Consider the following 25172-nt stretch of genomic DNA (forward strand, 5'->3'; position numbering starts at 1 on the left):
AGTTATATTTTTCTATATTCGTGAGAAACAAGTAGAAGTGAATGGTTTAGTTAAAATAATAGCAGTAATAGTCCTGCTTTCATTTATAAGCTGTAAAAATTATTATTATTTTAATGGACAGCAAAAGGTAGAAACCGACCACCCGGATAAGTATGATAAATTTGTTTTAACCTTTGATAACGGAAAACAAAATATACCATTCTATACCTATGGAGATTATCGGTTTAAAAAAATAGATAAACAGTATATTTTTTTTAAAAATTCTGAAATGCACAAACTACTGCATTACAAGGTTCCTAAAAAGAATGGTGAACAATTTCTGTTTATGTATAACAACCAGCCTACGTTTTCAAATATTTTAGGTTTTTTTTATAAAGACATGAACATTGAAGACGTAAAAAAATTGTATACTACGGTTAAACATAAAGAAGATGAAAATCAATTTTTTTCCCGATACAATTTTGATAAATTTCAGGTCTATGACTTATACAAAACTGTAAAAGGAGGAGTTATTCGGTTTGTAGCAGTCAATAATCCTGGCTATTCTAAAGATCCGGACTATAAATGGTTTAACAGAGAAATTAACACTATGTTCTTTGATATTAATCATTCTCTATGGGATGGTTATATTGAACCTCTTAATTAATGCACATGAAAAAAAAAATTAACCTTTTATGTATGCTGAATTTTTTGTTCTTTGAAAACTTTATTGGATTATCAATGTCTTGAATTAACATCGAGTTATTTTATTCTTTTTTTTTTAATGGCAGTTTACGGCTCCATTTGGATCTTTGGATATGGTCATGGCTTCTGCTTTAGGGGAAACGTAAGGTATTCCCAGTTCCAGACCTCTCAGAATGAATAATCCTCCCAGGATAATCATGATCACGGGAACAGCTTTTAAAACTTTTATTCTAAAGGCTTGATTCATGAGATTTCCGGCTAAAACAATAGCAAACATGAACGGTAGGGTTCCCAAACCAAATAAAGCCATATACGCGGCTCCCTGCCATATTCCTCCGCCTGCGAGGCTGGCCGTTAATGCCATGTAAACCATTCCGCATGGTAGAAAACCATTAAGAATACCTGTTGTAAATCTGGAACGGTAATCTGCCTTTTGAAGCAGCCTTCCTAAATTTGACTTTACAGAATATAAAAATTTGGAGAGGAAAGGGATTTTTGAAGCAAAATCTTTTCCCCCAAAAGAGAATACAGCCATAATAATCAACAGAACCCCTGCGGTAATCGTCAGGTATTTCTGAAATCCTGCCATCTCAAAACCCTGTCCAATAATCCCCAGAAGAGCTCCTAATAAAGAATAGGTAAATATCCTTCCGAATTGGTAGGTGAGATTTTGAAGATAGAAATTAGCTGCCTGCTTTTTTGTGAGTCCCATGGATAAAGCAATAGGGCCACACATTCCGATACAGTGAAAACCGGAAGCAAAGCCTAAAGCAATAGCTGATATGATAAGTCCTATTTCCATATTACATCATAATCCATTCTGTAGTCTGTTTTATCTTTTGTCCAGCTCAGTCTTAATGTATAATTACCCATTTTCAATACCTGTGCAGGTATTACGAAACTGTGGTCAGCATCAAGCTGCACAGATTTTTTGATATCTAAATTCTGATCGTCGGTTCTGTTTAAAACAAATTTTGCCGTTGCATTAGAATTGTTATAATCTTTTGGAAAAGTGATTTTTATTCCATTGGCATCCTGGCTGTATACAGGTTTTTCCTGCAGATTGTCAGCCTTTTTCTTAGCATCAATTACATCCTGGTATTGTAGCTCTTCTTCATAATAATTATCAGTGACCATTTCAGAGTTTTTCTGCCCGTTCGGGAAAAGAAACAACATGGATAATATAAAAACGATGAATGCAAATAATGCGATTACAACACCATGTCCCCAACTAAAGTTCTTCATTTTTTCCGTATTTTTTTATTTGTCTTTTATGATACTTAAAACCTCCCTGATGAATACTATTTAGAGTTCCTGAGGTTTCCTGAAAATTAAAATTGTAGTTTGAAAGGTCCTTCAAAATAGGTCTGATAGGAATCAATAAGCTTGCCTTTCATATCATAAACACCAATGGTAATATTCTGCTTAGATAGCTTCATTTCATCTTCAGGGAAGCTGATATTAACTGTTCCCTTAGAAATTTTATCCCGGTCTACCTGTATTTTGCTTGATCCACTATAAATAATCTCCCCATGGGCAGGATTGATGACTTTTATGGTTACAATTTTCTTATCGTTTGTTTTATTAAGGAAAGTATAATTATAAGTATTGGTAATTTTTCCATCCCTTACAAAGAATGTACTGCCTGCAGGTTTAATGAATTTTGCTTCCATTTCACCGCGGCTATAAAGGAGATAGCCCAGGAACCCAACCAATAGGAATAGGAATATGGAGAATCCTTTCATTCTTCCAGTGAACTTGAACTTAGTTTCCTGCTCAATTTCATTTTCAGAAGCATATCTTATCAGGCCTTTCGGAAGGCCTACTTTTTCCATTACTTCATCACAGGCATCAATACATGCTGTACAGTTAATACATTCCAGCTGCTGTCCGTCACGGATATCAATTCCGGTAGGACATACCACTACACACTGGTGGCAGTCTATACAATCTCCTTTGCCTGCCGCTTTTCTGTCTTCTCCTTTTCTCCATTTTGATCTGTTTTCCCCTCTTTTAAAATCGTAGAAAACATTGATCGTGTCTTTATCAATCAATACACCCTGAAGTCTGCCATAAGGGCAAACCAGCGTACATACCTGTTCTCTGAACCATGCAAATACAAAATAAAAGGCTGCAGTAAGGAGAATCATTACAATAAAATTGGTAGGATGGGCAAATGGCCCTTCAGAGACAATTTTAAATACTTCCTCATAACCCACAATATACATAAACATAAAGTGAGTGATAATAAGTGATATAATAATATAAACAGACCATTTTAAGCTTCTTTTCCAGATTTTCTCACTATTCCACTCCTGTCTGTCCAGCTTCATCTGCCTGTTTCGGTCACCTTCAATCAGATATTCTATTTTACGGAAGATCGATTCCATAAAAATTGTCTGAGGGCATATCCACCCGCAGAAAATTCTTCCGAATGCAATCGTAAAAACAATAATAAAGATTAAAGATGCGATGGCACCTAAAGTAAGAATAAAAAAGTCCTGTGGATAGAAGGGCTGGCCAAAGATGAAAAATTCTCTGTCTATAACATTAAATAACAACAATGGGTTGCCATTGATCTTGATAAATGGCAGTGAAAAATAAATAATGAGTAAAGCGTAGCTTACAAGGTTTCTGTAGTTGGTGTATTTCCCTTTTGGTTTTCTTGGGAACACCCATCTTCTTTTTCCGGATTGCTCCATTGTCCCAATAGAATCTCTGTAAGTTTCAGGGTCCAGAACTTGCCCCTGTCCGCCTCTTGCTTCTATTTCTTCTATGTCTGACATATTGTACTAGGTTTATTTAAAAAAGAAAAAACATAATTCGTTACTATTTTTTAGTTAATAACAAATTATGTTTTTTTCATATGTTTCTAATTTCTTAAATTATTCTTTTTCCCAATGTGCTTCAGTTCCTTGAGGAGCTGCTCCTCCCTGAGCCTGAGTCACCGGTGGTTGCTCTTGGTTGATGTGATATACATACGCTGCAATCTTCTCAATTTCGGCACCTGAAACTTCTCCGTTTTTACCAAAGGCTCTCATCGCCGGGTTAGTAGGAGAACCATTCCAGTCCATATGGAAAACATTCTTGAATAAAGTCTTCTCCGGTTGGTTGATCCAATAGTTATCAGTAAGGTTTGGCCCGATACCTCCACTACCGTCTTCTTTATGACAAGATGCACAGTTTGTTTTGAATAATTCTTTACCTTCTGCGATATTATCAGCTGAATATTTAGCTGTTTCAATTGTTACAGGAGGCTGAGTTTTTTGATATTCTTCAATACTTGCCAATTGCTCTTTGTATTCTTTTTCATATTCGCTTAACGGGTGAGCGAAATCTGTAAATGAATAAGCGGCAATATATACAATACAAAAAGCAGTCCCAAAATAGAATAAACCTACCCACCATTTCGGTAATTGGTTATCCAATTCCATAATTCCGTCGAAACCGTGGTCGATAAGGATATCCTTTTCTTCAGTTTCAGATTGCTTTTTGAAGGCTGCATCATACATTCTTCTTAAGAAAGGAACTTTCTTTTCAGCTAAATAAGCTGCTTTTTCTTCAGGAGATAGTTTTTTGAATTTGTTGTTCTCAATCAAATCTCCAATCGAACTATGGATGTATGCCAAGATACCAGCGATCACTACTGTTCCCCAGAAATAAGGTGAAGCCAGGAATGCGTAGCTCTGTACAAATAAATAATAAAAAACTATTAAAAGTCCGATTATTATCAAGATGTTTACGACAACAGGTGTTCTTTGTTTCATAAAAAATAGTTTAATTTTTTAAATTAAAATCGTCATCTTCATCATCCCCAAGTGGTGCCTCTTCTTCTTCTTTGTAATACTTTTTAGGCTTGCTAAAAACATAGATTATCAAAGCAACGAAGAACAGCATAAAGAAAATTAGAGCCAGGGTCTGGTAGAAACCAGCATTTTCTGTATTGGATAATATATCTTTAAAGTTCTGAGGAATCATATGAACATTTTAATGTTAGTTATTACTTGCTGTTTTGATTTCTGTTGTTTTGATATCAGTTCCTAATCTCTGTAGGTAAGAAATAAGAGCTACAATTTCTTTTTTCTCTAATTCTCCCTGAGGCCTCTTAGCGTATGCCTCTTTCAAGTCATTTGCTTCCGAGAAGATATCTTTTACAATTTTTGCCGATTGGTTATTCGCCCACTGGTCTGCAGAATCAATTTGAGCCTTTGTATAAGGTACATCGAATGTATTCTTCATCAGCTTCATTTTGTCTACCATTTTAGATCTGTCTAGGTTAGTAGCGATCAACCAAGGGTAACGTGGCATAATAGAGCCTGCGGATGTAGATCTTGGGTTATACATGTGTTTGTAGTGCCAAGAACTTGGGTTTTTACCTCCCTCTCTATGTAAATCCGGTCCGGTTCTCTTAGACCCCCATAAGAATGGTCTGTCATAGATGAATTCCCCTGCTTTAGAGTACTGTCCGTTTTTACCGTTGAATCTTGTAATCTCATCCCTGAACGGTCTGATCATCTGAGAGTGACATGCATTACATCCTTCACGGATATAAATGTCTCTACCTTCCAATTCAAGTGGAGAATAAGGTTTTACTGCTGATATAGTAGGAACACTTTTCTTAAGAGATAGGGTAGGGATAATCTCCACCATACTTCCTATTGAAATGGTACACAGTGATAATACGGTTAACAACAATGGCATTCTTTCCAACCAAAGGTGGAATCCTTCTCCTTCTTTACGTTTGTTACCAATATTTGCTAAAGCTGGTGCTTCTGCTGGTACTTCTTTCTGGAATGATCCTTTTCTTACCGTAGCAATTACGTTTACGATCATCAGGATAGCTCCTGAAATATAGAATAGACCTCCTAAGAATCTCATTTTAAAGTAAGGAATGATAGCCGTTACAGTATCCAACCAGTTTTTCCATAATAAGGTTCCGTCCGGGTTGAACTGTTTCCACATTAATCCTTGTGTGAATCCTGAAATATACATTGGTACTGCATAGAAAATGATTCCTAATGTCCCTAACCAGAAATGCCAGTTAGCTAATTTTACAGACCAAATTTTTGTTCTCCACATAATAGGGACCAGGTAATAGATAACCCCGAATGCCATGAAACCATTCCATCCAAGAGCTCCTAAGTGTACGTGACCGATAACCCAGTCTGTAAAGTGACCAATTTTGTTGATATTTTTAGTTGCTAAAAGCGGTCCTTCAAACGTGGCCATACCATAACAGGTAACAGCTACTACGAAGAACTTAAGGATAGGATTTTCTCTTACTTTATCCCAGGCTCCCCTTAAGGTAAGAAGACCATTTAACATCCCTCCCCAAGACGGTGCAATAAGCATAATAGAGAAACCTGTTCCTACTGCCTGCGCCCATGCCGGAAGAGCTGTATACTGAAGGTGGTGAGGACCAGCCCAGATATATACGAAAATTAATGACCAGAAGTGAATAATAGACAGTTTATATGAGAAAACCGGTCTGTCTGCTGCTTTTGGTAAGAAATAATACATTAAACCTAATACTGGAGTAGTCAATACGAATGCTACTGCATTGTGACCATACCACCATTGTACGATGGCATCTTTTGCTCCTGCGTAAGCAGAATAAGACTTCCAGCCAGTGAATGATAACGGAACTTCAAGGTTATTGAAAATATGAAGCATGGCTACTGCAACCCAGGTACCTAGATAAAACCAAATTGCTACATAAAGGTGTCTTACTCTTCTTTTTGAAATAGTAAGAATCATATTAACCCCGAAAATGATCCATGAGAAAGCAATCAATATGTCGATCGGCCACTCATGTTCAGCATATTCTTTAGAAGTATTGATCCCCATAAAGAAGGTGATGAACGTAGCAACGATCATAAACTGCCAAGTCCAGAAATGTAACCATGATAATGTATCACTGTACATTCTTGTTTTTAATAATCTTTGCGTAGAGTAATATACTCCAACATAAACAATATTACACACGAACGCGAAGATTACCGTATTGGTGTGCAACATCCTTATTCTACCAAAACCAAACGCCCCATGAGTGTTTATTAACCCTTGGATATTACCGGATGATAAACTATTAATGGTTGTATCATCTGTACCGAATAAGAATTCAGGTAATTCCGGGTAGAAAAGCATTAATGCCGCCGTAAGCCCAAACGTAAACCCTATAAAACCAAAGATGATGGTCGCATAGAGGAACGCACGGACAATACTATTGTCATAACTAAACTTTTGTGTTTCCATATCAACTATTCACTATTTTTCTCAATTTTTATTATTTTCTCCTATTTCTTTTTCGTCTTTATTCTTGTCGCCGGTTTCATCTTTTTCTTCGATTCTTTCATCATCAAAAAGGATTCTGACAGCTGGAGATTCATCATCTTCAAACTGTCCTTTTCGGGCATACACTATAAATACGACCAAGAAAATCGCAGCTAAGGAAACACTGCAAACGATCATTAAATATAGAATATCCATTGGACAACAAAATTAACCTATTTTCGGGGTTCAAATTTAGTGAAAAATAATGACATTCATCACGAAATGCCGATTTCAGCTAATTTAAAATCAGTCTAAATAAGGGCTTTTAAACACGTTTTTTAAAATATTTACGACCTAAAATCCAGGTTGAAAGTGTAGTGAAGGCAACCACAGTTATGGAGCTCGTCGGCATGATGATTGCGGCAAATAGAGGATGCATATGTCCTGTAACTGCGTAACTTAAACCAACTATATTGTACAGAAAACTGATTATGAATGTCATTTTCACAATGGTGATGGAGCCTTTACAGACGTTCAGGTAGTTGTCAAGACTGACTACTTTCTCACCATTCATAATGACATCAGAAGATGGTGTAAAACTGTTGGTGTCATCAGCAATGGCAATGCCCACATTACTTTGCTTTAAGGCACCGGCGTCGTTCAGTCCGTCTCCCAGCATGGCTACTTTCATATGCTGATCCTGAAGATTCTTAATGTAGTTCAGTTTATCCTCCGGGCTTTGATTGAAGGCCATTCCTTTGTAATTGGGAATAAGTTCCTGCAGTTGGGTTTCTTCTGAAGAATTATCTCCACTAAGGATAAATATTTTGTAGTGGGTTAGTTTATTAAATAAATCTTTAAGCCTAGGACGGTATTCATTTTTGAAGATGAACTTTCCTAAAAACTGATCATTTTTACTAATGAAAACAGCGGTTTCCAGATTCTTTGGTTCCTGGTTGTTATAACGGGCTGAACCTATTTTGTAAAGATTTCCTCTTATGCTTGCTTCATATCCTTTTCCTGAAATCTCCCTGAAGTTTTCTACAGGGAAATAGTCATCATTGACTTCTATGAATTCATACAGTGATTTTGAGAGAGGGTGGTTGGAGTTCTTTAATAATGTTTTAATATTAAGCAAGTCAAATTCAGCAATCTCAGAACCGTCATATTTGATATTAGACTTTTTTCTATGGGTAATGGTTCCCGTTTTGTCAAAGACAATCGTATCCAGTTTGGCAATTTTCTCAATTGTTAATGTATCTTTTACATAGAACTTATTTCTACCTAAAATCCTCATAATGTGACCGAAAGTGAACGGCGCGGACAATGCAAGAGCACAAGGGCAGGCAATGATCAGAATAGCTGAAATAACCTGAAACATCTTCGATAAATCAATAAATGACCAATAAATTCCGGAAATAACCGCAATGCCTAAGATAATGAATGTGAAATATTTACTGATGTTATTGGTAAGGGTGTCAAGCCCTGTTTCATGCTTTTTAAATGCTTCTTTATTCCAAAGCTGGGTAAGGTAACTCTGGTCTACATCTTTGATAACTTCCAGCTCCAAAGATGATCCTACTTGTTTTCCTCCGGCAAAAATCTTATCTCCCGGCTGTTTGCTGATGCTTTCACTTTCTCCGGTAATAAAGCTGTTGTCAATATTTCCTTCCCCGTTGATCAGGATGGCATCTACCGGAATGATTTCCTGGTTTCTAACCAATATTCTGTCACCTACTTTTACTTCAGAAAGCAGAATGTTTTCCTGTTTTCCTTCAAAATCAACTTTGGTTACGGCAATAGGGTAGAAAGATTTGTAATCTCGGTCGTAGGAAAGGGCACTGTAGGTCCTTTTTTGGAAAAGCTTGCCCATCAGCATAAAGAATAAAAGACCACAGAGGGTATCGAAATATCCGGGGCCGTAATTGGTGGCTACCTCATAAATACTTCTTCCGAAAAGAACAAATATTCCCAATACAATAGGAACATCAATATTGACGATTTTGTTTTTTAAACCATACCATGCTGATTTATAATAATCCGAAGCGGAATAAAACACAACAGGGCAGGCCAGCAGAAACATTAATACTCTGAAAAGACCTTTATAATGCTCCATCCAGTAATCTTCCCCTCCTACATATTCAGGAAAGGCCAGGAACATTCCGTTCCCAAATGCAAAACCTGCGATGGCAAATTTTACAAGAAGAGATTTGTCGAGATGGTCAACATTTTTTTCGGCTGTTTCAAGGCTGATTACCGGCTTATATCCCAGATTAGTTAAAAAATTAGCGAGTTCGCTGAGAGGTAAGTCTTTATGGTTAAAAGAGATTTGTAAGGTCTTTCTTGTAAAATTAACCTGTGAATATTTAATGTACTTATTTAAGGTATGCAGACTTTCCAACAGCCAGATACATGAAGAACAGTGGATGACAGGGATTTTGAATGTTACAAGGCTGGTATTGCCTTCAGAAAAGTCGGTGACCTTATCGAAAATTTCAGGGGTGTCCAGATAATCGAACTGAGTAGAGTTTTCATCACCCGGGCGAATTCCAGCACCCTTATTAAGCTCGTAAAAGTTACTTAAATTGTTCGAATTCAGAATTTCGTAAACAGATTTACATCCGTTGCAACAGAAAATCCTATCATCAAACAAAATTCTCTCTTTTTCTATACCTTGACCACAATGAAAACAGTTCTCGCTCACCACCATAAAATATTGAACTACAAAATTATAACAATTTTTTTTGTTTATCGTGTTAAAAAGTTCTATTTTTGTGATAAATATCATATAAAATGCCGCAGGAACAACAGATAGCAATTGAAGAGAGGTTCGCCAAAGTTTTTAATGATAAATCATTTAAGGAAAGACTTTCTAGCGCAGATTTTGAAAAATATATTAATGGCAAAAAGAAATTAAGTTTTCAAAAACACGACACTATTTTTGAGGATGGAGAAACTCCAAAGGGAGTTTATGTCCTTGAAAAAGGTGCTGCCAAATTATCAAAATCAGGAGCGTTCGGAAAAGATCAGATTTTAAGATTTATCAAAGAGGGGGATATCATCGGCTATCGTTCTTTGCTTTGTGGAGAAAACTTCCAAGCCAAAGCCGAAGCTATGACGGATATTGAGTGTGTTTTTCTACCAGCAGATATCTTTATGTATCTCTTAGAGGTAGATCCACAGCTTTCTTTTGTCATGCTTCAGAAAATTTCATACGAATTGGGAGAATCTTCCAATACCATTACATTCCTTGCACAGAAAACGGTAAGAGAAAGGCTGGCTGAAATACTGCTGCTGCTGGAACAGAAGCTGGGGGTAGATCCGGAAGGCTTTATTAAGATTTCTCTGACAAGGGAAGAAATTGCCAATATTATTGGTACTGCCACAGAAAGTGCCATCCGTCTGATCTCAGAATTCAAACAGGACAGCCTGATTGAAGTAGACGGAAGAAATATCAAGATTTTAAATCACGACAAACTCATGAAACTCGGCCACGTAGTTTTATAAAAATCATACAAAATTTAAGTCGGCTGAAGGCCGACTTTTTAACTTTTAAAAATAGATAAATTATGTCTGTTCACTCTGAAATTAAAAAAGTTACGACTGAAACCTTGCGTAAAATGAAATTCGACAAGGAAAAAATAACAATGCTTACGGCCTATGACTTTACCACGGCAAAGATGGTAGATGCTGGCGGTGTAGATGCTATTTTGATTGGAGATTCTGCAGCAAATGTGATGGCTGGTTTTGAAACCACATTGCCCATTACACTGGATCAGATGATTTATCACGCTCAAAGTGTGGTAAGAGGAACTGACAGAGCTTTGGTCATTGCAGATCTGCCTTTCGGAACTTATCAGAGTAACCCTGAAAAAGCATTGGAATCTGCAGTAAGAATGATGAAGGAAGGAGGTGCCCATGCCGTGAAAATTGAAGGAGGAAAAGAGATTTCTAAATCCATAAAGAAAATCGTGAACGCAGGAATTCCTGTAATGGGACATTTGGGATTAACTCCACAATCTATTTATAAGTTTGGAACCTATAAAGTAAGAGCAAAAGATGAAGCAGAAGCAGAAAAACTGATTGCTGATGCACAGCTTTTGGAAGAACTGGGATGTTTTTCTGTAGTTTTAGAGAAAATTCCTGCTGATCTGGCTAAAAGAGTAACGGAAAGTATTTCTATCCCTACTATAGGAATTGGCGCCGGAGCTGACTGTGACGGGCAGGTTTTGGTATATCATGATATGGTGGGAATGAATAAAGGCTTTAGCCCCAAATTCCTAAGAAGATACCTTGATCTTTATACTGAAATAACAGGAGCTGTTGCTCAATACGTAAAAGATGTAAAGACAGTAGAATTTCCAAACGAAAACGAAAGTTATTAATCTATGCAAAATCAACAACAATCTATCCAGGGAATTTTATCTATTGCCGCATTGGTATGCCTCGCTATAGGCTGGTTTAATCTTTTCTCCCCGGAAATCAATCATCTGCTGTCCCGAAAGGTTTTTTATGTCCTGATAGGAGCGAGTTTCTTTATTCAGGCACCCTTGCTTACGAATAAGAACTTTGTCTATGCTATGTATGCTGCAGCAGGGATTTGCGTCATCGGAGCCTTTATACCTGAAGATTCGACCCTTTCAGTACTTAAAACCATTGGTCTTTTGGGAGGAATTATTCTTTCACTGTCCAATAGAAGAAGATAGACTGAAGCATTATGAAGGAGCAGATTGTATATGAAGATAACCATCTTCTGGTGGTTAATAAAAAAGTCGGTCAACTGGTACAAGGAGACAAAACCGGCGATGAATCATTATTAGAATCTATAAAGAATTTTATAAAAATAAGAGATGCTAAGCCGGGGAATGTTTTTCTCGGCTTGGTTCATCGTATAGACCGTCCTACTTCAGGATTGGTAATCTATGCTAAAACGTCCAAAGCACTTTCCCGCCTTACTCAAATGGTGAAAAACCGTGAGGTTAAAAAGACATATTGGGCTGTGGTAGGAAAAGAAATGATTCCACAGAGTCAAAGGTTGGTTCATTACCTAAAGAAGAACGAAAAAAACAATAAAGCCATTGTTTTTCCAAAGGCAACAGAAGGAGCGAAAGAAGCTATTTTAACCTATCATGTTATTAAAACACTTGATAATTATATACTTCTTGAAATTGATCTGGAAACAGGCAGGCATCATCAGATTCGTGCCCAATTATCTAAAACGGGAATTCCCATCAAAGGAGACCTTAAATACGGGGCTCCCCGTTCCAATCCTGACGGAGGAATTAATCTTCATGCAAGGAAACTGGAGTTCATTCATCCGGTAACCAAAGAAAAGATTGAAATTACAGCACCCGTTCCGCAAAATGATGCAATCTGGAGAGCTTGTGAGGAGTAAAAAACAAAGCTAAAGTTTATTAGAAAATAAAACAGGGCCATCTCAATTTTGAGGTGGTTTTTTTGTGTAAGGAAAATTCAATTTTGCCCATTCTGAAAAAATACCTACCTTCGTCCCAGACTTTAGGGGTGTCTGTTGACCAACAGACTGAGACTTTACCCTTTGAACCTGATCTGGATTATACCAGCGTAGGGAAAAGCAGATGACTTTTGCTGTACATTCTATTGTACAATAATGGCCATTCCTAAAGTATATTAAAATTATTAGGAATGGAACTTATAATCAACCACACCCGAAAAACATTTGATATACTTCCCGACAATCTGGAAGCATTACTGGCTATGGAACTACCCGGAAAGAAAAAAGGGATTGCTGTAGCTGTAAACAACCGTATTATTCCACTGTCCGCCTGGGCAGAGACATTTCTCAAAGATCAAGATTCAGTTTTAATTATTACTGCCACTCAGGGCGGTTAATTTTCATATTTAATACCAATATTTATGGCTCATTCAATTACGTGTTCGCCATTTCCGAACTCAAAGAAAATCTATGTTGAAGGAACAATACATCCTATCAGTGTAGCAATGCGTGAAATAGCACTTAGTCCTACCAGGCTTACCAAAGGAGGCTTTGAAGACAATGCTCCTGTAACGGTTTATGATACTTCCGGTCCCTATACGGATGTCAATGCAGAAATTGATATTCAAAGAGGGCTTCCGAGAATAAGGGAACAATGGATTTTAGACAGAGAAGATGTAGATATCCTGAATGGAATCTCATCCGAATATGGAAAAGCCCGTTTAGCAGATTCACGGCTTGATGAGCTGCGTTTTTCTTATGATCATAAACCTAAAGTTGCCCGGGAAGGTAAAGAAATTACCCAGTTGTACTACGCAAAACAGGGAATCATCACCGCTGAAATGGAATATGTAGCCATTCGGGAGAACCAGCGTATTGAGCAGCTGGAAACGGTTTCAAAAGAGATGGCTTTCCAGCATCCTGGAAACAGTTTTGGCGCGAATACTCCGAAAACTAAAATCACTCCGGAGTTTGTAAGAGATGAAATTGCTGCGGGAAGAGCTATTATTCCCAATAATATCAATCATCCGGAAAGTGAACCGATGATTATTGGAAGAAATTTTTTAGTAAAAATTAATGCCAATATCGGGAACAGCGCTGTTTCTTCAAGTATCGATGAAGAGGTGGAAAAAGCAGTATGGGCCTGCCGATGGGGAGCTGATACCATTATGGACCTCTCCACAGGAAAGAACATTCATGAAACGAGAGAATGGATTATCAGAAACAGCCCGGTGCCTATCGGTACGGTTCCTATTTATCAGGCATTGGAAAAAGTAAAAGGAGTTCCTGAAGATCTTACATGGGAAGTTTTTAAAGATACTCTGATTGAGCAGGCAGAGCAAGGGGTTTCTTACTTTACCATTCATGCCGGAGTTTTGTTGCGATATATTCATCTGACAGTCAATAGAGTAACGGGAATTGTGTCCAGGGGAGGTTCTATCATGGCTAAATGGTGTCTTTTTCATCATAAAGAAAACTTTTTATATACCCATTTTGAAGAGATCTGTGAGATTATGAAGAAATATGATGTGGCTTTTTCTCTTGGGGATGGCCTTCGTCCCGGATCTATTGCTGATGCTAACGATGCCGCACAATTTGCCGAACTGGAAACTTTAGGTGAGCTCACCAAGATTGCATGGAAACATAATGTACAGGTAATGATTGAAGGTCCCGGTCACGTTCCAATGCATATGATTAAAGAGAATATGGATAAACAGCTGGAAGAATGCCATGAAGCTCCATTTTATACATTAGGCCCTTTGACAACGGATATTGCACCGGGTTATGATCATATTACTTCTGGAATTGGAGCAGCAATGATAGGATGGTTCGGATGTGCCATGCTTTGTTATGTAACTCCAAAAGAACACTTAGGTCTTCCGAATAAAAAAGACGTTAAAGATGGGGTTATTACTTATAAACTGGCTGCCCATGCTGCAGATTTGGCAAAAGGACATCCCGGATCTCAATACAGGGATAATGCATTAAGTAAAGCAAGGTTTGAATTCAGATGGGAAGATCAGTTTAATCTTTCACTGGATCCGGATACGGCAAGAGCTTATCATGATGAGACTCTTCCGGCAGAAGGAGCGAAAATTGCCCATTTCTGTTCTATGTGCGGACCAAAATTCTGCTCCATGAAGATCACTCAGGAAATCAGGGAATCTGCAGAACAGGGAATGCTGGACAAGTCTCAGGAATTTATCGAAAAAGGGAAGGAAATTTATATATGATCCTTGTTATTACTTCTGAACAGAACTTTCCCAATGAAGCTGAGATTATTAATCAGATGTTTCAGGAAGGTCTGGATTTACTTCATATCAGAAAACCCGGGATCAGCAAAAGTGAATTGACTGCTTTTATCAGCAATATTGACCAATTTTTTTACCCTCAATTGGTTCTGCATACGCATTATGAGCTTGGAAAAGAATATAATATATCACGGTTTCATTATAGGGAAGCTGATCGGGAAGAAAAGAAATACAAACCTGTGGTGGAAGAGCATACAATATCAACCTCAGTACATGATATCAGAGCATATAACAGGTTAGAAAAAGAATGGGAGTATGCTTTCATAAGCCCATTCTTTCCAAGTATTTCTAAAAAAGGATATGGTGAGAATACAACCGTTATGGAGGATATAAACTCCCGGAATAATGAGCATGTAAAACTGATTGCTTTAGGAGGTATTGATTCGAATAACATTCTGGAAGCTTTTGATGCCGGAGCAGATGGTGCAGCTTTGCTTGGTGGTGTTTGGGAGAGTAGGGAACCATTGGAAGCTTTTATAAAATGCAGGAAAAAGATCTTTTTATAATTAAAAAAACAAATCCCTCTTTACCGGGATACATTTACAGTACCTATGGAAAAATTACAATATATATCACAGGGAAATACAAAAACAGAGCAGGAGCTTAATATCAGGAAAGCTTTAGACCATGGAGTAAAATGGGTACAGGTCCGATGGAAAAATGCTCCGGAAAGAGAATTGACCGGTCTTTGTGAAATTTCAAAACAGCTATGTTCGGAATATGAGGCAGTCTCTATTATTAATGATAATGTGCAGCTAGCAAAGGAGATTGATGCAGATGGTGTTCATTTGGGATTGAATGACGGATCTGTTGAAGAAGCAAGACTGGTTTTGGGAGAGCATAAAATAATAGGAGGAACGGCCAATACGATATCTGATATTCTTCAAAGGATGCATGAGCCTTGTAACTATATTGGGTTGGGACCATTGAGGTTTACAGCTACCAAAGAAAAACTGAGCCCCGTTCTTGGTTTTGAAGGATATCAGAAGATCATTGATCACCTGAAAGAAAGATCCTTAGAGATTCCTAAAATATTTGCCATTGGAAGTGTTACCCTTGAAGATATTGTACCATTACAACAAATCGGGATTTATGGGATTTCCGTTTCAGGAGAGATCACAAAACAACCATCTATTATTAACACATTAAAAAAGGCAATGATATACAATTGCCAGTAACGAAACTTTTAGACAAGTAAAGAAAAGTCTAAAATAAAGACTGTACTTCTTTGGAAAAATAAATAGAGAATATGAGTAATCAAAAATTGATAATAGCAGGCAGGACTTTTGAATCAAGATTGTTTTTAGGAACAGGAAAATTCGGAAGCCTTAGCGATATGACATCATCTGTTGTCGCATCAGGAACAGATATGGTGACCATGGCATTGAAAAGAATTGACGCGCAATCGGCAGAAGACGATTTGCTTGAGTCATTAAGAGAAACCCATGTTCATCTTCTTCCTAATACTTCGGGGGCAAGAACGGCAAAAGAAGCCGTATTAGCCGCTCAGTTAGCCAGAGAGGCGCTGGAGACCAATTGGGTAAAACTGGAAATTCATCCAGACCCCAAATATTTGCTGCCTGATCCTATTGAAACATTGTATGCTACGGAAGAGCTTGCAAAACTGGGATTTATAGTGATGCCTTACATCCATGCAGATCCCGTTTTATGTAAGCGTCTTGAAGATGTAGGAACAGCAGTGGTTATGCCCTTAGGAGCACCTATCGGAACCAATAAAGGACTGAGAACATTAGATTTTTTAGAAATTATCATCAGCCAAAGTAATGTGCCTGTTGTTGTAGATGCAGGAATTGGAGCACCTTCTGATGCAGCAAAAGCAATGGAAATGGGGGCAGATGCTGTCCTTGTGAACACGGCTATTGCTGTAGCCAGAAATCCTGTTAATATGGCAGTTGCATTTAAAGAAGGAGTGATTGCCGGAAGAAGAGCCTTTGAATCCGGATTAGGAGCAATTGCCCACCATGCAGAAGCTTCAAGTCCCCTTACTTCGTTTTTATTTGAATAAAACCAGAATATGAAAAGCTTTAAAGATGTTTTTGAGCAATTTCAATGGGATGAGGTAAAAAATAAGCTTGAAAAAGTGAGTCTGTCTGATGTTCAAACCAGCCTTCAGAAAAAGAATAAAACCCTTGAAGACTTTCTGAACCTGCTTTCTCCGGCTGCGGCTTCAGAATTGGAACAGATGGCAAGAATGACGCAGGTCTTAACCCAGAAACGGTTTGGTAAGACCATTCAGTTATATGCGCCACTGTATCTCAGCAATGAATGTCAGAATATCTGTACCTATTGTGGCTTCAGCCTGGATAATAACTTAAAGAGGAAAACATTATCCGATACAGAACTCATGGTAGAAGCTTCGGTATTGAAGTCTATGGAAGTGAATCATGTATTGCTGGTAAGCGGGGAAGCTCATAAAATAGTGGGAGTTCCTTATTTTCAGAATGCGGTCCGCTTATTAAAGCCGCATTTTTCCAATATTTCTATTGAAGTACAGCCTTTAATGGAAGAAGAATATAAACTCTTGCATGAAGAAGGGGTCCATTCAGTATTGGTATATCAGGAGACTTATCATCAGGAAATATATAAAGAATACCATCCGAAAGGAAAGAAATCCAATTTTGATTTTCGCCTGGATACCCCGGATAGGATAGGAAGGGCTGGTATTCATAAAATAGGACTGGGCGTTTTGCTGGGGCTGGAAGATTGGCGGGTAGACAGTTTTTTCAATGCATTGCACATAGATTATCTTCAGAAGCAGTACTGGAAAAGTAAGTTTTCAGTTTCATTTCCAAGGCTGAGACCCGCAGAGGGAATTATTGAACCTAATTTTATCATGGAAGATAAAGATCTGCTTCAACTGATCTGCGCCTACAGAATATGGAATGAAGACCTTGAAATTTCAATCTCAACCAGGGAAAATGAAGTTTTCAGAAATAATATTGTATCTCTGGGGGCTACCGCGATGAGTGCCGGATCAAAAACCAATCCCGGAGGATATTCTGTAGATAAAGGATCTTTGGAACAGTTTGAAACCAGTGATGAACGAAGTATGGAGGAGATCAGGAATATGATTAGAAAATCAGGCTACGACCCGGTTATGAAAGATTGGGATTCCATATATAGCGGTGTTTAAATGGTAAATATGTTAATGACCAACGATGAAAAACGAAGATACATTTGCGAGATACAGCCGTCAGATCTTTATTGAGGAAATAGGACTGGAAGGACAGAAGAAAATAATGGCTTCAAAAGTCCTTGTCATAGGAGCAGGAGGCTTGGGAAGTCCTGTTATCCAGTATTTGGCTGCCGCTGGAGTAGGTACATTAGCGGTAATGGATTTTGATCATTTGGAGCTTCACAACCTAAACCGGCAGGTAATCCATAATGAAAATAATATAGGAATGCCTAAAGTAAAAAGCGCAGAAATATATGTGAAAAACATCAATCATCAGGTAGAGTTTATTGGGATTGACCAGAAAATTAATGCTTCAAATGCAGAACATGTGTTGTCCCAATATGATGTAGTAGTAGATGGTTCTGATAATTTTTCAACAAGATATCTGGTGAATGATACCTGTGTAAAGCTGGGAAAAACATTGGTTTATGGAAGTATTCTTGGCTTCTCAGGACAGCTGGCGGTATTCAATCATAAAGGAAGCAAAAACCTGCGCGATCTGTTTCCGGAGCCTCCTTTTGATGAAGATATGGCAGATTGTGACAGCCTTGGAGTATTAGGCGCTTTACCGGGAATAGTCGGAAGTATGATGGCTCTTCAGGTTCTGAAAATTATCACAGGGCTTCCGGTGAATCTGAACCAGCTAACACTCATTGACACATTGGATTGGAGGTTTCAAACACTGGATTTTTAAGTGTCCAGATTGTTTTAATTCAATAGGAGTGGGCTTTAGCCCATTTATCAATAACATATCATTTCCATTGGCTTTAGCCGAAACTTATGTTCCCATCAATCACGCAGAGATCTGTTGTATCAGGTAAAAAGCAGGAAAGATATAAAAAAGAGACTGTGATTATTTCACGGTCTCTTAATTTTTAACAAATTTATTTATTGTCCTTGCTGCATGACGCCGGTATCTTCTTTTTTAGTCTGGTTTAAGATATTGGGATCTTCTTTTGCCAGTTTGTTTCTGGTAGGAATTTTATAATTGATTGAAAAACCGAAGTTTCTTGAATCATATTTAGACCGTATCATAACCCTTTCTCCTTCAGGTGGGCTGGAATAAGCCTGCATCACCTGGCTGTTGAAAATATCATTAGCAAATATGGAAACTGTAAGGCGCTTGTCCAAAAACTTTTTAGTCAGCGTGATATTAAGGGAGTTATTAAACGGCTTATCTGCTGTAAAATAGAAATATCCTCCTTTTGGTGTTAAATAGCTGTAATTAACATTCATATTGATTTCCTTAGGAAGGATAATTTGAGTCATCACATTAAAAATCCAGAACCCTTTATTGTTGAGGTTATCAATGTCATGTTTCTGATATCCTGCATACAGATACATAAAATTGATTTTATCAGGATTAAAATTAAACTTCATGATTTCACTCATCGGTTTGCTGAATATCATAAACGGAATAGGGAGACCCACGTTGAAATTGTGGATTTTCATAGTAGAAATATTGATCTGCTCATTGTACAGATTTTTACCGTCTTTTCTGATGATCTGTGCTACCTGGTTGCTTGCTGAGCTTACGCTGTATCCGATAAATGCATAATCAAATGCAGAAACCTTAAGCTCATAATTATCAAAAATGGTAGGCTGAAGATTCGGATTACCGATTATTTGAGTATTGGGACCTGCAAACGTAGTGTTGTTTGGGTTAAGGGCAGAAATACTCGGTAAACTGATTTTCCTGTTATAATTTGCCGCAACATACACCTGATTCATCATGCTGTACTGAATGCTGGCATTCGGGAAAAGCTTAAACTTATTAAAAGGAATTAAATCATCCTGAACCAGCTTTTTATCTTTGTTAATGTATCTTGTTACTCCGGAAATATCATAGTTTTCAGCACGCGCACCTAATGTAAAGTCAAACTTCTTAAGTTTTGCCTGAAATTCCAAATAGGTAGATGCCGTTTGTCTTTGATACTCTAAATTGGTCAATCCAAAACTTTTAGTATCATAATCCTGTCTTTCATACAACCCTCCTGCGCTTAGCTTTCCGCCATCAAGAAGTTTAATGGGTTGTGAGTAATCAACCTTGAAGTTGGCTATTCTCATATCCGATTTGTTATTGAGAATATCATTACCTCCTGCATGGGTAAAAGTTATACCATTTTCTGTATAAAAACCTTCCCGAAAGAAATTATCCTGAGAAAACCTGGTATCAGACTTTGTATAGCCAAACTGAAAATCCAGTTTTTGAGACTTATCTGCGAAACGCTTTTGATAGGTTACTACAGCTTCCTGCCTCAGGCTGTTGGTACGTGCTGCATCAAAAGCATTGAATCTGGCTTCTTTATAAACATCAGGATCCTGGCTGACAAGGAGATCAGCAAGACCATTACTTAGAGTAAAGTTATCATTATTATTGTGGTAAATATCGTAGTTAAGCAATAATCTGTCCTGACCAAGCTCAAAGGTTACTCCTGATTTTGCAAAATACCCGCGGGCATATCGGTCTGTATTTCCAGACAGAAGGTTATCTTGTTGAGTATTGAGCATACTTTCACGATAGTTTTGCCCAATATTAAGCTGCCATCCGAAGAGTTTATTTCTGGCGTTGAGGTTAAGAGAGTTGGTTACTCTGTTTCTGTACTTATCATAGTTTGTGAACGTATAATTCCCGGAATAAGTAGCCGTTAAATATTTATTGGCATTTTTATTCGTAACAATATTCATGATGGCTCCTCCGGAGGTTGCCGGAAATTCTGCGCCAGGTTGGGTAATCACTTCAATTTTTTCTACAGAATTAGCGGGCATGCCCTCAAGAAATGAGTTTAATTCATTAGAAGTAATATTTAAAGGTCTTCCGTTAAGATAAACATCCAGCATTTTTCCCTGGTACATCATTCCTGCGATGTCTGTGGCTACAAGCCCCGGAAGCTTTTTAATCCCCTCCAAAACATTCCCGTTGTTGAGCTGAGGCTGTTCAGAGAAATCAAAAACAGTACGGTCAGCTTTTTGTTCAACGGCTTTTTTAGTTTTGGTGATCACTACACCGTCGATTTGTTTTTCTTTAGGCTGGTTATTATTTTTTTCCTGCGAAAAAATAATAACTGAGCTTATAAGTGATAAAGCGAATACAGTTTTTTTCATAATGTTTTTTACTACTATTCCGTTAGACGCTCAAAAGGAGAATTTGTTACGATAAAATGGCGAAAATTAATTTTTTATATCAAATATTTTTTTTCATATATCCTTCCAAAAGCCCTAATATCAGGCATATTTCATTATTGCGCCCGGTTTTTTTCTTCAAAATTAATTTTTCTTTCATCGTTTTTCAGCTTCTGGTTTCCGAAATTATAGGTGATGCTTAAGGTCAGTCTTCTGGCGTCCCAATAATTATTGAAAGACTGTGTATTATCAGCGAAATACATAGTTGCTTTATATCCGGATTGTTTAAAGATATCACTTACCGAAAGGTTAATCTGCAAAGCTTTTTCTGCAAAGCTCATTTTTATTCCGGCATCAGCACTGGCCCTGTTTCTGACGGACATATACCCATCCCTTGATGGAAGATTATGCCAGTAATTTAAAAACAGAAAAAATGTTTTGTCCTTATTGAGTCTGAAAGTATTGTTGGTAGAATAATAGAAGGCTTGCCCACTTTTAGGGACGGCATTGAATTGGGTAATCTGGGTTTCATTACAGCTGAAGGATGCAGAAAGATTGCTTTCCCAGACTTTGAAAAAAGTATCTGTATAGTTAAGATTGATCCCATAATTGTTTTGATTGTAATAATTTTGATAGGTACTGGTTAGCTGGATTCCATCTAGAAATGTGATCTGGTCAAAATTATTCAGAGTTCGCTGGTAGTAGAGATTAGCTGAGAATTTATTTTTAAAGATATAATTGAATTCAATATTATGGTTGAATGAAGGCTGCAGGCTCGGATTTCCGGTATAATAAGTAGTTGGATTGGAATACCAGCGGAAAGGATCTAAAGCCCGGAAATAAGGGCGGTTAATCCTTCTGGAATAGGTAAGACTGAATTGATGGTTAGCATCAGCCTTATAAGAAATATAGGCAGTAGGAAATAGTTTTCCATACCTATTGTCAGACTGAGACTCTGTGGTGGGTGAAAATCCTTTTGTATCGGTATATTCATAACGCAGGCCTATTTTTGCAGACCATTTTTCACCAAAATCTTTACTGGCACTGAAGTAACCAGCATAATTTTTTTCATTATAATTAAAAAGATTGCTTTTTTTCGGGTCAATGGTATAATTTCCACTGATCATATTATAATACTCAATAGCTGAATTGTTCGAAAACTGGCTGTACTTGGTACCGGCTTCAACTTGAATATTTTTAAGATTTAAAGTCAAATCAGCCTGTCCAGAATAGATTTTATAGTCCACTGAAGATAGATTTCTGACCATTTGTTCTGAATGATCTGTCCTATTTATGGTTTTAAAATTGACCTGAGTATCCGGAAGGTTTCCATAATAATTAGCTCCAAAACTCAGCTTATGACCTCCTAGCTTTTGATCAAAATAAAGGTTCAGCATTTGGAAAGTATAATCAGAGCGGTGTTTAGAATCAGTTTGGGTCTGGAAGTTTAGAGTTTCACCGGTAACGTAGTTTTGCCCCGAATGAATATCCATATTGGAGTGTCCTTTCATCATATCATAAACCATTCCTATATTGGATTTTTCGGATAATGAGTAATCCAGTATCACATTAAACCCAAGCCCATCATTCATATCCCTCCTGTCATCTCTGCTAACCGAAGAACTTTTTCCTATGACCTGATAATTTTCTACAGAACGTTTTTCTTCATCAAATCCCTGTAGTTTTATTGCTGCTTTTAATTTTTCATTCTGATAATTAATTCCTGCCATACTCCCAAATCCGGCATAGGTTTTTTGTTTATAATACGTGGTAAGATAACCGTTCCAACCAATAAGTTGATTTTTTTTTAAAACAATATTAATAATCCCGCTGTTTCCTTGGGCTTCATACTTTGAAGGTGGAGTAGTGATGACTTCAATTTTCAGGATGTTCTCAGAACGTAGGTTTCTTAAATAATTGATGAGCTCAGTACCTGAAAGGGTAAGCATTCGGTCATTAACCATAACAGAGACTCCATTTTTGCCGGCAATAGAAAGAAGACCTTTATCTTCATCCACTTTAAGAAAAGGAGTTCCTGCTAATACTTCTGTTCCTGAGCTTCCCTGGGATAGCATAGAGTTCTGAACATTATAGACAAGACGATCTACTTTACGTTCTACCAAATTTTTTTTAGCGTTCACCGTAACTGTTTCGATCTTTTTTACCAGTGCCGAGTCTTTAGTCTGCCCTATCGCAAAAGAATAAAATAACACTGAGATATAGAAAATATTTCTTTTCATTGTATGTAAGAGAGTTTTTATTACAGCTCTGGGACAAAGGTATAAGGTGGGTATTCTTGTAAAAACAGGGATTAGACGAAGGCTTGTTTCATGGGTGTGAAAATAGTTTTATCGGAAAAAAAGAGCCTTTCATCGAAAACTGTAGATAAATTCCTTGGCGGAGCTTTATATTTGAGTATGAAAAAACAGCAAATTATCTGGCTTCAGATTATCTATTGGAGTTTTGATTTTTTTGGAACGGTTATTACTCCTAATTTCTTTTTCCCGGAGAGAAGTAGCTATGAAGTAAGTATCCTCAGGATTACTTTTTTTATGGTAAAGATTCTTAGTTTCTATATTTCATATATATTTATTTTCCCAAAGTTCTTCAAGCTGGATAAGCTTTACTCAGCTGTTATAGTTTTTGTATTGACTCTTCTTTGCTTTGCAGGACTGCGTTATATTCTTGAAGAAATAATTTTGCAGGAGATCGTTGGATTCCGAAACTATGGTGAAGGGACAGGACTTACATACTATTTTTTTGATAATATTTATAGCAGCTCTCTCACCACTTTCATTGCGGGAATTCTATGGATATTAGAGCAATATGGGGTGGCTGAAAATGATAAAAAACGACTTTTGATAGAGAAGAGACAAGCAGAACTTCAGGCATTGAAAACACAGATCAATCCCCACTTTATTTTTAATTCTTTAAATAATATTTACTCCCTTGTTTATCAGAATTCGGATAAATCATTACCCGCAATTGAAAAGCTGAGTGAGCTGCTCAGATACAGCACGAAAGATCTTGAAAAAGATGTGATCAGCCTGGATAAAGAAATTGGATATATTGAGAGCTTGATCGGGCTCGAAAAACTGAGAATTAAAAACGCTGAAATGCTGGTTTTTGAAAAAAATATCACCCATCCGAAACTCAATATTTCTCCTATGCTCTTGGTTCCATTTGTCGAAAATGCTTTTAAACATGGTGATTTCAGGGATAAAGGTTTTGTTCTGAAAGTTTCCGATAAAAACAGGACCCTTCACTTTTCTCTTCACAATTTTAAAAATCAAAGGATGAAAGATACAGCGTCCGGAATAGGTATTGAGAATGTGGAAAAAAGACTGGAAATTCTTTATCCTCAAAGATATGAACTGAATATAAAAGATTCAGAAACAGAATTTATGGTAGATTTAAAGATTGATTTACGAGATGAATACAATTAAATGCGTCGTTGTAGATGATGAGCCTCTGGCTATATCTCTCCTTGAAAATTATATCCGGAAGACCCCTTTTTTGGAACTGGTATTTTCTACAGAGAATCCTATACTGGCTTTGGAATATAGTAAAGATAATGATTCGGACCTTATATTTTTAGATATTCAGATGCCGGAGCTTACAGGGATTAATTTCATGAAAATTGTGGGAGCCAGGCAAAAGTATATCTTAACTACTGCTTATTCAGAATATGCACTGGAAGGATACGAACATAACATTATTGATTATTTGCTGAAACCTGTTTCTTTTGACCGGTTTCAAAAAAGTGCTCTAAAAGCCAGAGAGCGTTTCTCCGTTAATGAGAAAAAAGATTCCCATTTCTTTGTCAAATCTTCCGGACGGCAGCATCGTTTGCTCTTTAATGATATTCTTTATATTGAGAGCATTAAAGACTATGTAAATATCAGGACAGATGATGAAGAATATATTGTGCTGGATACGCTTAAATCAATGGAAAATCAACTTCCTGATCAATTTATACGTATCCATAAATCCTTTATTATCAATCTGGATAAAATAAAAAGCATAGGAGCAAAAAAGGTGATGCTTTCCAAGCAGGAAATTCCAATAGGAGATATCTACAGAGCTAACCTTTTGGATAAACTGAAATAAA

At 37.2% G+C, this 25172-nt stretch carries 24 protein-coding genes and 1 riboswitch; of the genes, 14 read left to right on the forward strand and 10 right to left on the reverse strand.

The features are described 5' to 3' along the window. Positions 1-37: 37 nt before the first annotated feature. The gene (locus MP478_RS14460) at positions 38-646 is read left to right on the forward strand and encodes a hypothetical protein (protein ID WP_230032624.1); all 609 of its coding nucleotides are present in this window, start codon (positions 38-40) and stop codon (positions 644-646) included. Positions 647-760: 114 nt separating this feature from the next. Here the strand turns inward: MP478_RS14460 and MP478_RS14465 are convergent, their stop codons facing one another. The 8 genes from MP478_RS14465 to MP478_RS14500 form a co-directional block, all read right to left on the reverse strand. Continuing rightward, complete coding sequence (locus MP478_RS14465; protein ID WP_257189677.1) at positions 761-1486, reverse strand: sulfite exporter TauE/SafE family protein; 726 nt, start codon at positions 1484-1486, stop codon at positions 761-763. Continuing rightward, a complete protein-coding gene (locus tag MP478_RS14470) occupies positions 1477-1929 on the reverse strand; it encodes a FixH family protein (RefSeq protein WP_257200834.1) in 453 nt (150 codons plus the stop codon). The genes MP478_RS14465 and MP478_RS14470 overlap by 10 nt, the downstream gene beginning before the upstream one ends. 86 nt (positions 1930-2015) lie before the next feature. Next, positions 2016-3470 carry a cytochrome c oxidase accessory protein CcoG gene (gene ccoG / locus MP478_RS14475; RefSeq protein ID WP_230032608.1) on the reverse strand — a complete coding sequence of 485 codons (1455 nt, stop codon included), beginning with the start codon at positions 3468-3470 and terminating at the stop codon, positions 2016-2018. Between the two features lie 99 nt (positions 3471-3569). Continuing rightward, a complete protein-coding gene (locus MP478_RS14480) occupies positions 3570-4451 on the reverse strand; it encodes a cbb3-type cytochrome c oxidase N-terminal domain-containing protein (RefSeq protein ID WP_047491724.1) in 882 nt (293 codons plus the stop codon). 10 nt (positions 4452-4461) lie between these two features. Then, on the reverse strand, positions 4462-4662 hold the full coding sequence (locus MP478_RS14485; protein WP_027373015.1) for a cbb3-type cytochrome c oxidase subunit 3: 201 nt from the start codon (positions 4660-4662) through the stop codon (positions 4462-4464). Positions 4663-4677: 15 nt separating this feature from the next. Continuing rightward, positions 4678-6939, reverse strand: a complete 2262-nt coding sequence (gene ccoN / locus MP478_RS14490) for a cytochrome-c oxidase, cbb3-type subunit I (RefSeq protein ID WP_047491722.1) — start codon at positions 6937-6939, stop codon at positions 4678-4680. 21 nt (positions 6940-6960) lie between these two features. Further along, the gene (gene ccoS, locus MP478_RS14495; protein WP_047491719.1) at positions 6961-7173 is read right to left on the reverse strand and encodes a cbb3-type cytochrome oxidase assembly protein CcoS; all 213 of its coding nucleotides are present in this window, start codon (positions 7171-7173) and stop codon (positions 6961-6963) included. Positions 7174-7282: 109 nt separating this feature from the next. Further along, entirely contained in the window at positions 7283-9661 is a 2379-nt protein-coding gene (locus tag MP478_RS14500) for a heavy metal translocating P-type ATPase metal-binding domain-containing protein (RefSeq protein WP_257200835.1), read from the reverse strand. 89 nt (positions 9662-9750) lie between these two features. Here MP478_RS14500 and MP478_RS14505 point away from each other — a divergent pair, with 89 nt between their 5' ends. The 11 genes from MP478_RS14505 to MP478_RS14555 all read left to right on the forward strand — a co-directional run bounded on the left by MP478_RS14505 (position 9751) and on the right by MP478_RS14555 (position 18632). Beyond that, entirely contained in the window at positions 9751-10464 is a 714-nt protein-coding gene (locus tag MP478_RS14505) for a Crp/Fnr family transcriptional regulator (protein ID WP_230032601.1), read from the forward strand. 62 nt (positions 10465-10526) lie between these two features. Beyond that, on the forward strand, positions 10527-11342 hold the full coding sequence (gene panB / locus MP478_RS14510; protein WP_047491717.1) for a 3-methyl-2-oxobutanoate hydroxymethyltransferase: 816 nt from the start codon (positions 10527-10529) through the stop codon (positions 11340-11342). 3 nt (positions 11343-11345) lie between these two features. Further along, entirely contained in the window at positions 11346-11663 is a 318-nt protein-coding gene (locus tag MP478_RS14515) for a hypothetical protein (RefSeq protein ID WP_230032600.1), read from the forward strand. A gap of 8 nt (positions 11664-11671) precedes the next feature. After that, the gene (locus MP478_RS14520; RefSeq protein ID WP_209804010.1) at positions 11672-12352 is read left to right on the forward strand and encodes an RluA family pseudouridine synthase; all 681 of its coding nucleotides are present in this window, start codon (positions 11672-11674) and stop codon (positions 12350-12352) included. Between the two features lie 114 nt (positions 12353-12466). Beyond that, positions 12467-12564: riboswitch (TPP riboswitch) on the forward strand. A 57-nt stretch (positions 12565-12621) separates the two neighbouring features. Beyond that, entirely contained in the window at positions 12622-12828 is a 207-nt protein-coding gene (gene thiS, locus MP478_RS14525; RefSeq protein ID WP_047491705.1) for a sulfur carrier protein ThiS, read from the forward strand. A gap of 24 nt (positions 12829-12852) precedes the next feature. Beyond that, positions 12853-14664, forward strand: a complete 1812-nt coding sequence (gene thiC, locus MP478_RS14530; protein ID WP_257200836.1) for a phosphomethylpyrimidine synthase ThiC — start codon at positions 12853-12855, stop codon at positions 14662-14664. Further along, positions 14661-15248, forward strand: coding sequence for a thiamine phosphate synthase (locus MP478_RS14535; protein WP_257200837.1), 588 nt, complete (start codon positions 14661-14663; stop codon positions 15246-15248). The genes thiC and MP478_RS14535 overlap by 4 nt, the downstream gene beginning before the upstream one ends. Positions 15249-15293: 45 nt before the next feature. Further along, positions 15294-15920: a thiamine phosphate synthase gene (locus tag MP478_RS14540; RefSeq protein WP_257200838.1), complete on the forward strand. Its 627-nt coding sequence runs from the start codon at positions 15294-15296 to the stop codon at positions 15918-15920. A 71-nt stretch (positions 15921-15991) separates the two neighbouring features. After that, a complete protein-coding gene (locus MP478_RS14545) occupies positions 15992-16768 on the forward strand; it encodes a thiazole synthase (RefSeq protein ID WP_257189687.1) in 777 nt (258 codons plus the stop codon). A gap of 9 nt (positions 16769-16777) precedes the next feature. Then, the gene (thiH, locus tag MP478_RS14550) at positions 16778-17896 is read left to right on the forward strand and encodes a 2-iminoacetate synthase ThiH (RefSeq protein ID WP_257200839.1); all 1119 of its coding nucleotides are present in this window, start codon (positions 16778-16780) and stop codon (positions 17894-17896) included. Between the two features lie 25 nt (positions 17897-17921). Continuing rightward, entirely contained in the window at positions 17922-18632 is a 711-nt protein-coding gene (locus MP478_RS14555) for a HesA/MoeB/ThiF family protein (protein ID WP_257200840.1), read from the forward strand. A gap of 194 nt (positions 18633-18826) precedes the next feature. Here the strand turns inward: MP478_RS14555 and MP478_RS14560 are convergent, their stop codons facing one another. Next, positions 18827-21043: an outer membrane beta-barrel family protein gene (locus MP478_RS14560; RefSeq protein WP_257200841.1), complete on the reverse strand. Its 2217-nt coding sequence runs from the start codon at positions 21041-21043 to the stop codon at positions 18827-18829. 134 nt (positions 21044-21177) lie between these two features. Beyond that, entirely contained in the window at positions 21178-23301 is a 2124-nt protein-coding gene (locus tag MP478_RS14565) for an outer membrane beta-barrel family protein (RefSeq protein ID WP_257200842.1), read from the reverse strand. A 177-nt stretch (positions 23302-23478) separates the two neighbouring features. Here MP478_RS14565 and MP478_RS14570 point away from each other — a divergent pair, with 177 nt between their 5' ends. Together MP478_RS14570 and MP478_RS14575 are read left to right on the forward strand one after the other, a co-directional pair. Further along, complete coding sequence (locus MP478_RS14570) at positions 23479-24507, forward strand: sensor histidine kinase (protein WP_257200843.1); 1029 nt, start codon at positions 23479-23481, stop codon at positions 24505-24507. After that, positions 24494-25171, forward strand: a complete 678-nt coding sequence (locus MP478_RS14575; RefSeq protein ID WP_257200844.1) for a LytTR family DNA-binding domain-containing protein — start codon at positions 24494-24496, stop codon at positions 25169-25171. Before MP478_RS14570 ends, MP478_RS14575 begins: the two co-directional genes overlap by 14 nt. Position 25172: the final 1 nt, after the last annotated feature.

This window comes from Chryseobacterium sp. WG14 (assembly GCF_024586945.1).
Classification (GTDB): domain Bacteria; phylum Bacteroidota; class Bacteroidia; order Flavobacteriales; family Weeksellaceae; genus Chryseobacterium.

Bases quoted from the DNA above. Each gene is read 5' to 3' on its own strand.
- MP478_RS14575 (WP_257200844.1), top strand. From the start codon at position 24,494: ATGAATACAATTAAATGCGTCGTTGTAGATGATGAGCCTCTGGCTATA.
- MP478_RS14545 (WP_257189687.1), top strand. From the start codon at position 15,992: ATGAGTAATCAAAAATTGATAATAGCAGGCAGGACTTTTGAATCAAGA.
- ccoN (WP_047491722.1), bottom strand. From the start codon at position 6,939: ATGGAAACACAAAAGTTTAGTTATGACAATAGTATTGTCCGTGCGTTC.
- MP478_RS14555 (WP_257200840.1), top strand. From the start codon at position 17,922: ATGAAAAACGAAGATACATTTGCGAGATACAGCCGTCAGATCTTTATT.
- MP478_RS14505 (WP_230032601.1), top strand. From the start codon at position 9,751: ATGCCGCAGGAACAACAGATAGCAATTGAAGAGAGGTTCGCCAAAGTT.
- MP478_RS14480 (WP_047491724.1), bottom strand. From the start codon at position 4,451: ATGAAACAAAGAACACCTGTTGTCGTAAACATCTTGATAATAATCGGA.
- panB (WP_047491717.1), top strand. From the start codon at position 10,527: ATGTCTGTTCACTCTGAAATTAAAAAAGTTACGACTGAAACCTTGCGT.
- MP478_RS14470 (WP_257200834.1), bottom strand. From the start codon at position 1,929: ATGAAGAACTTTAGTTGGGGACATGGTGTTGTAATCGCATTATTTGCA.
- MP478_RS14465 (WP_257189677.1), bottom strand. From the start codon at position 1,486: ATGGAAATAGGACTTATCATATCAGCTATTGCTTTAGGCTTTGCTTCC.
- MP478_RS14540 (WP_257200838.1), top strand. From the start codon at position 15,294: ATGGAAAAATTACAATATATATCACAGGGAAATACAAAAACAGAGCAG.
- MP478_RS14560 (WP_257200841.1), bottom strand. From the start codon at position 21,043: ATGAAAAAAACTGTATTCGCTTTATCACTTATAAGCTCAGTTATTATT.
- ccoG (WP_230032608.1), bottom strand. From the start codon at position 3,470: ATGTCAGACATAGAAGAAATAGAAGCAAGAGGCGGACAGGGGCAAGTT.
- MP478_RS14535 (WP_257200837.1), top strand. From the start codon at position 14,661: ATGATCCTTGTTATTACTTCTGAACAGAACTTTCCCAATGAAGCTGAG.
- thiH (WP_257200839.1), top strand. From the start codon at position 16,778: ATGAAAAGCTTTAAAGATGTTTTTGAGCAATTTCAATGGGATGAGGTA.
- MP478_RS14515 (WP_230032600.1), top strand. From the start codon at position 11,346: ATGCAAAATCAACAACAATCTATCCAGGGAATTTTATCTATTGCCGCA.
- MP478_RS14570 (WP_257200843.1), top strand. From the start codon at position 23,479: ATGAAAAAACAGCAAATTATCTGGCTTCAGATTATCTATTGGAGTTTT.
- thiC (WP_257200836.1), top strand. From the start codon at position 12,853: ATGGCTCATTCAATTACGTGTTCGCCATTTCCGAACTCAAAGAAAATC.
- thiS (WP_047491705.1), top strand. From the start codon at position 12,622: ATGGAACTTATAATCAACCACACCCGAAAAACATTTGATATACTTCCC.
- ccoS (WP_047491719.1), bottom strand. From the start codon at position 7,173: ATGGATATTCTATATTTAATGATCGTTTGCAGTGTTTCCTTAGCTGCG.
- MP478_RS14485 (WP_027373015.1), bottom strand. From the start codon at position 4,662: ATGATTCCTCAGAACTTTAAAGATATATTATCCAATACAGAAAATGCT.
- MP478_RS14565 (WP_257200842.1), bottom strand. From the start codon at position 23,301: ATGAAAAGAAATATTTTCTATATCTCAGTGTTATTTTATTCTTTTGCG.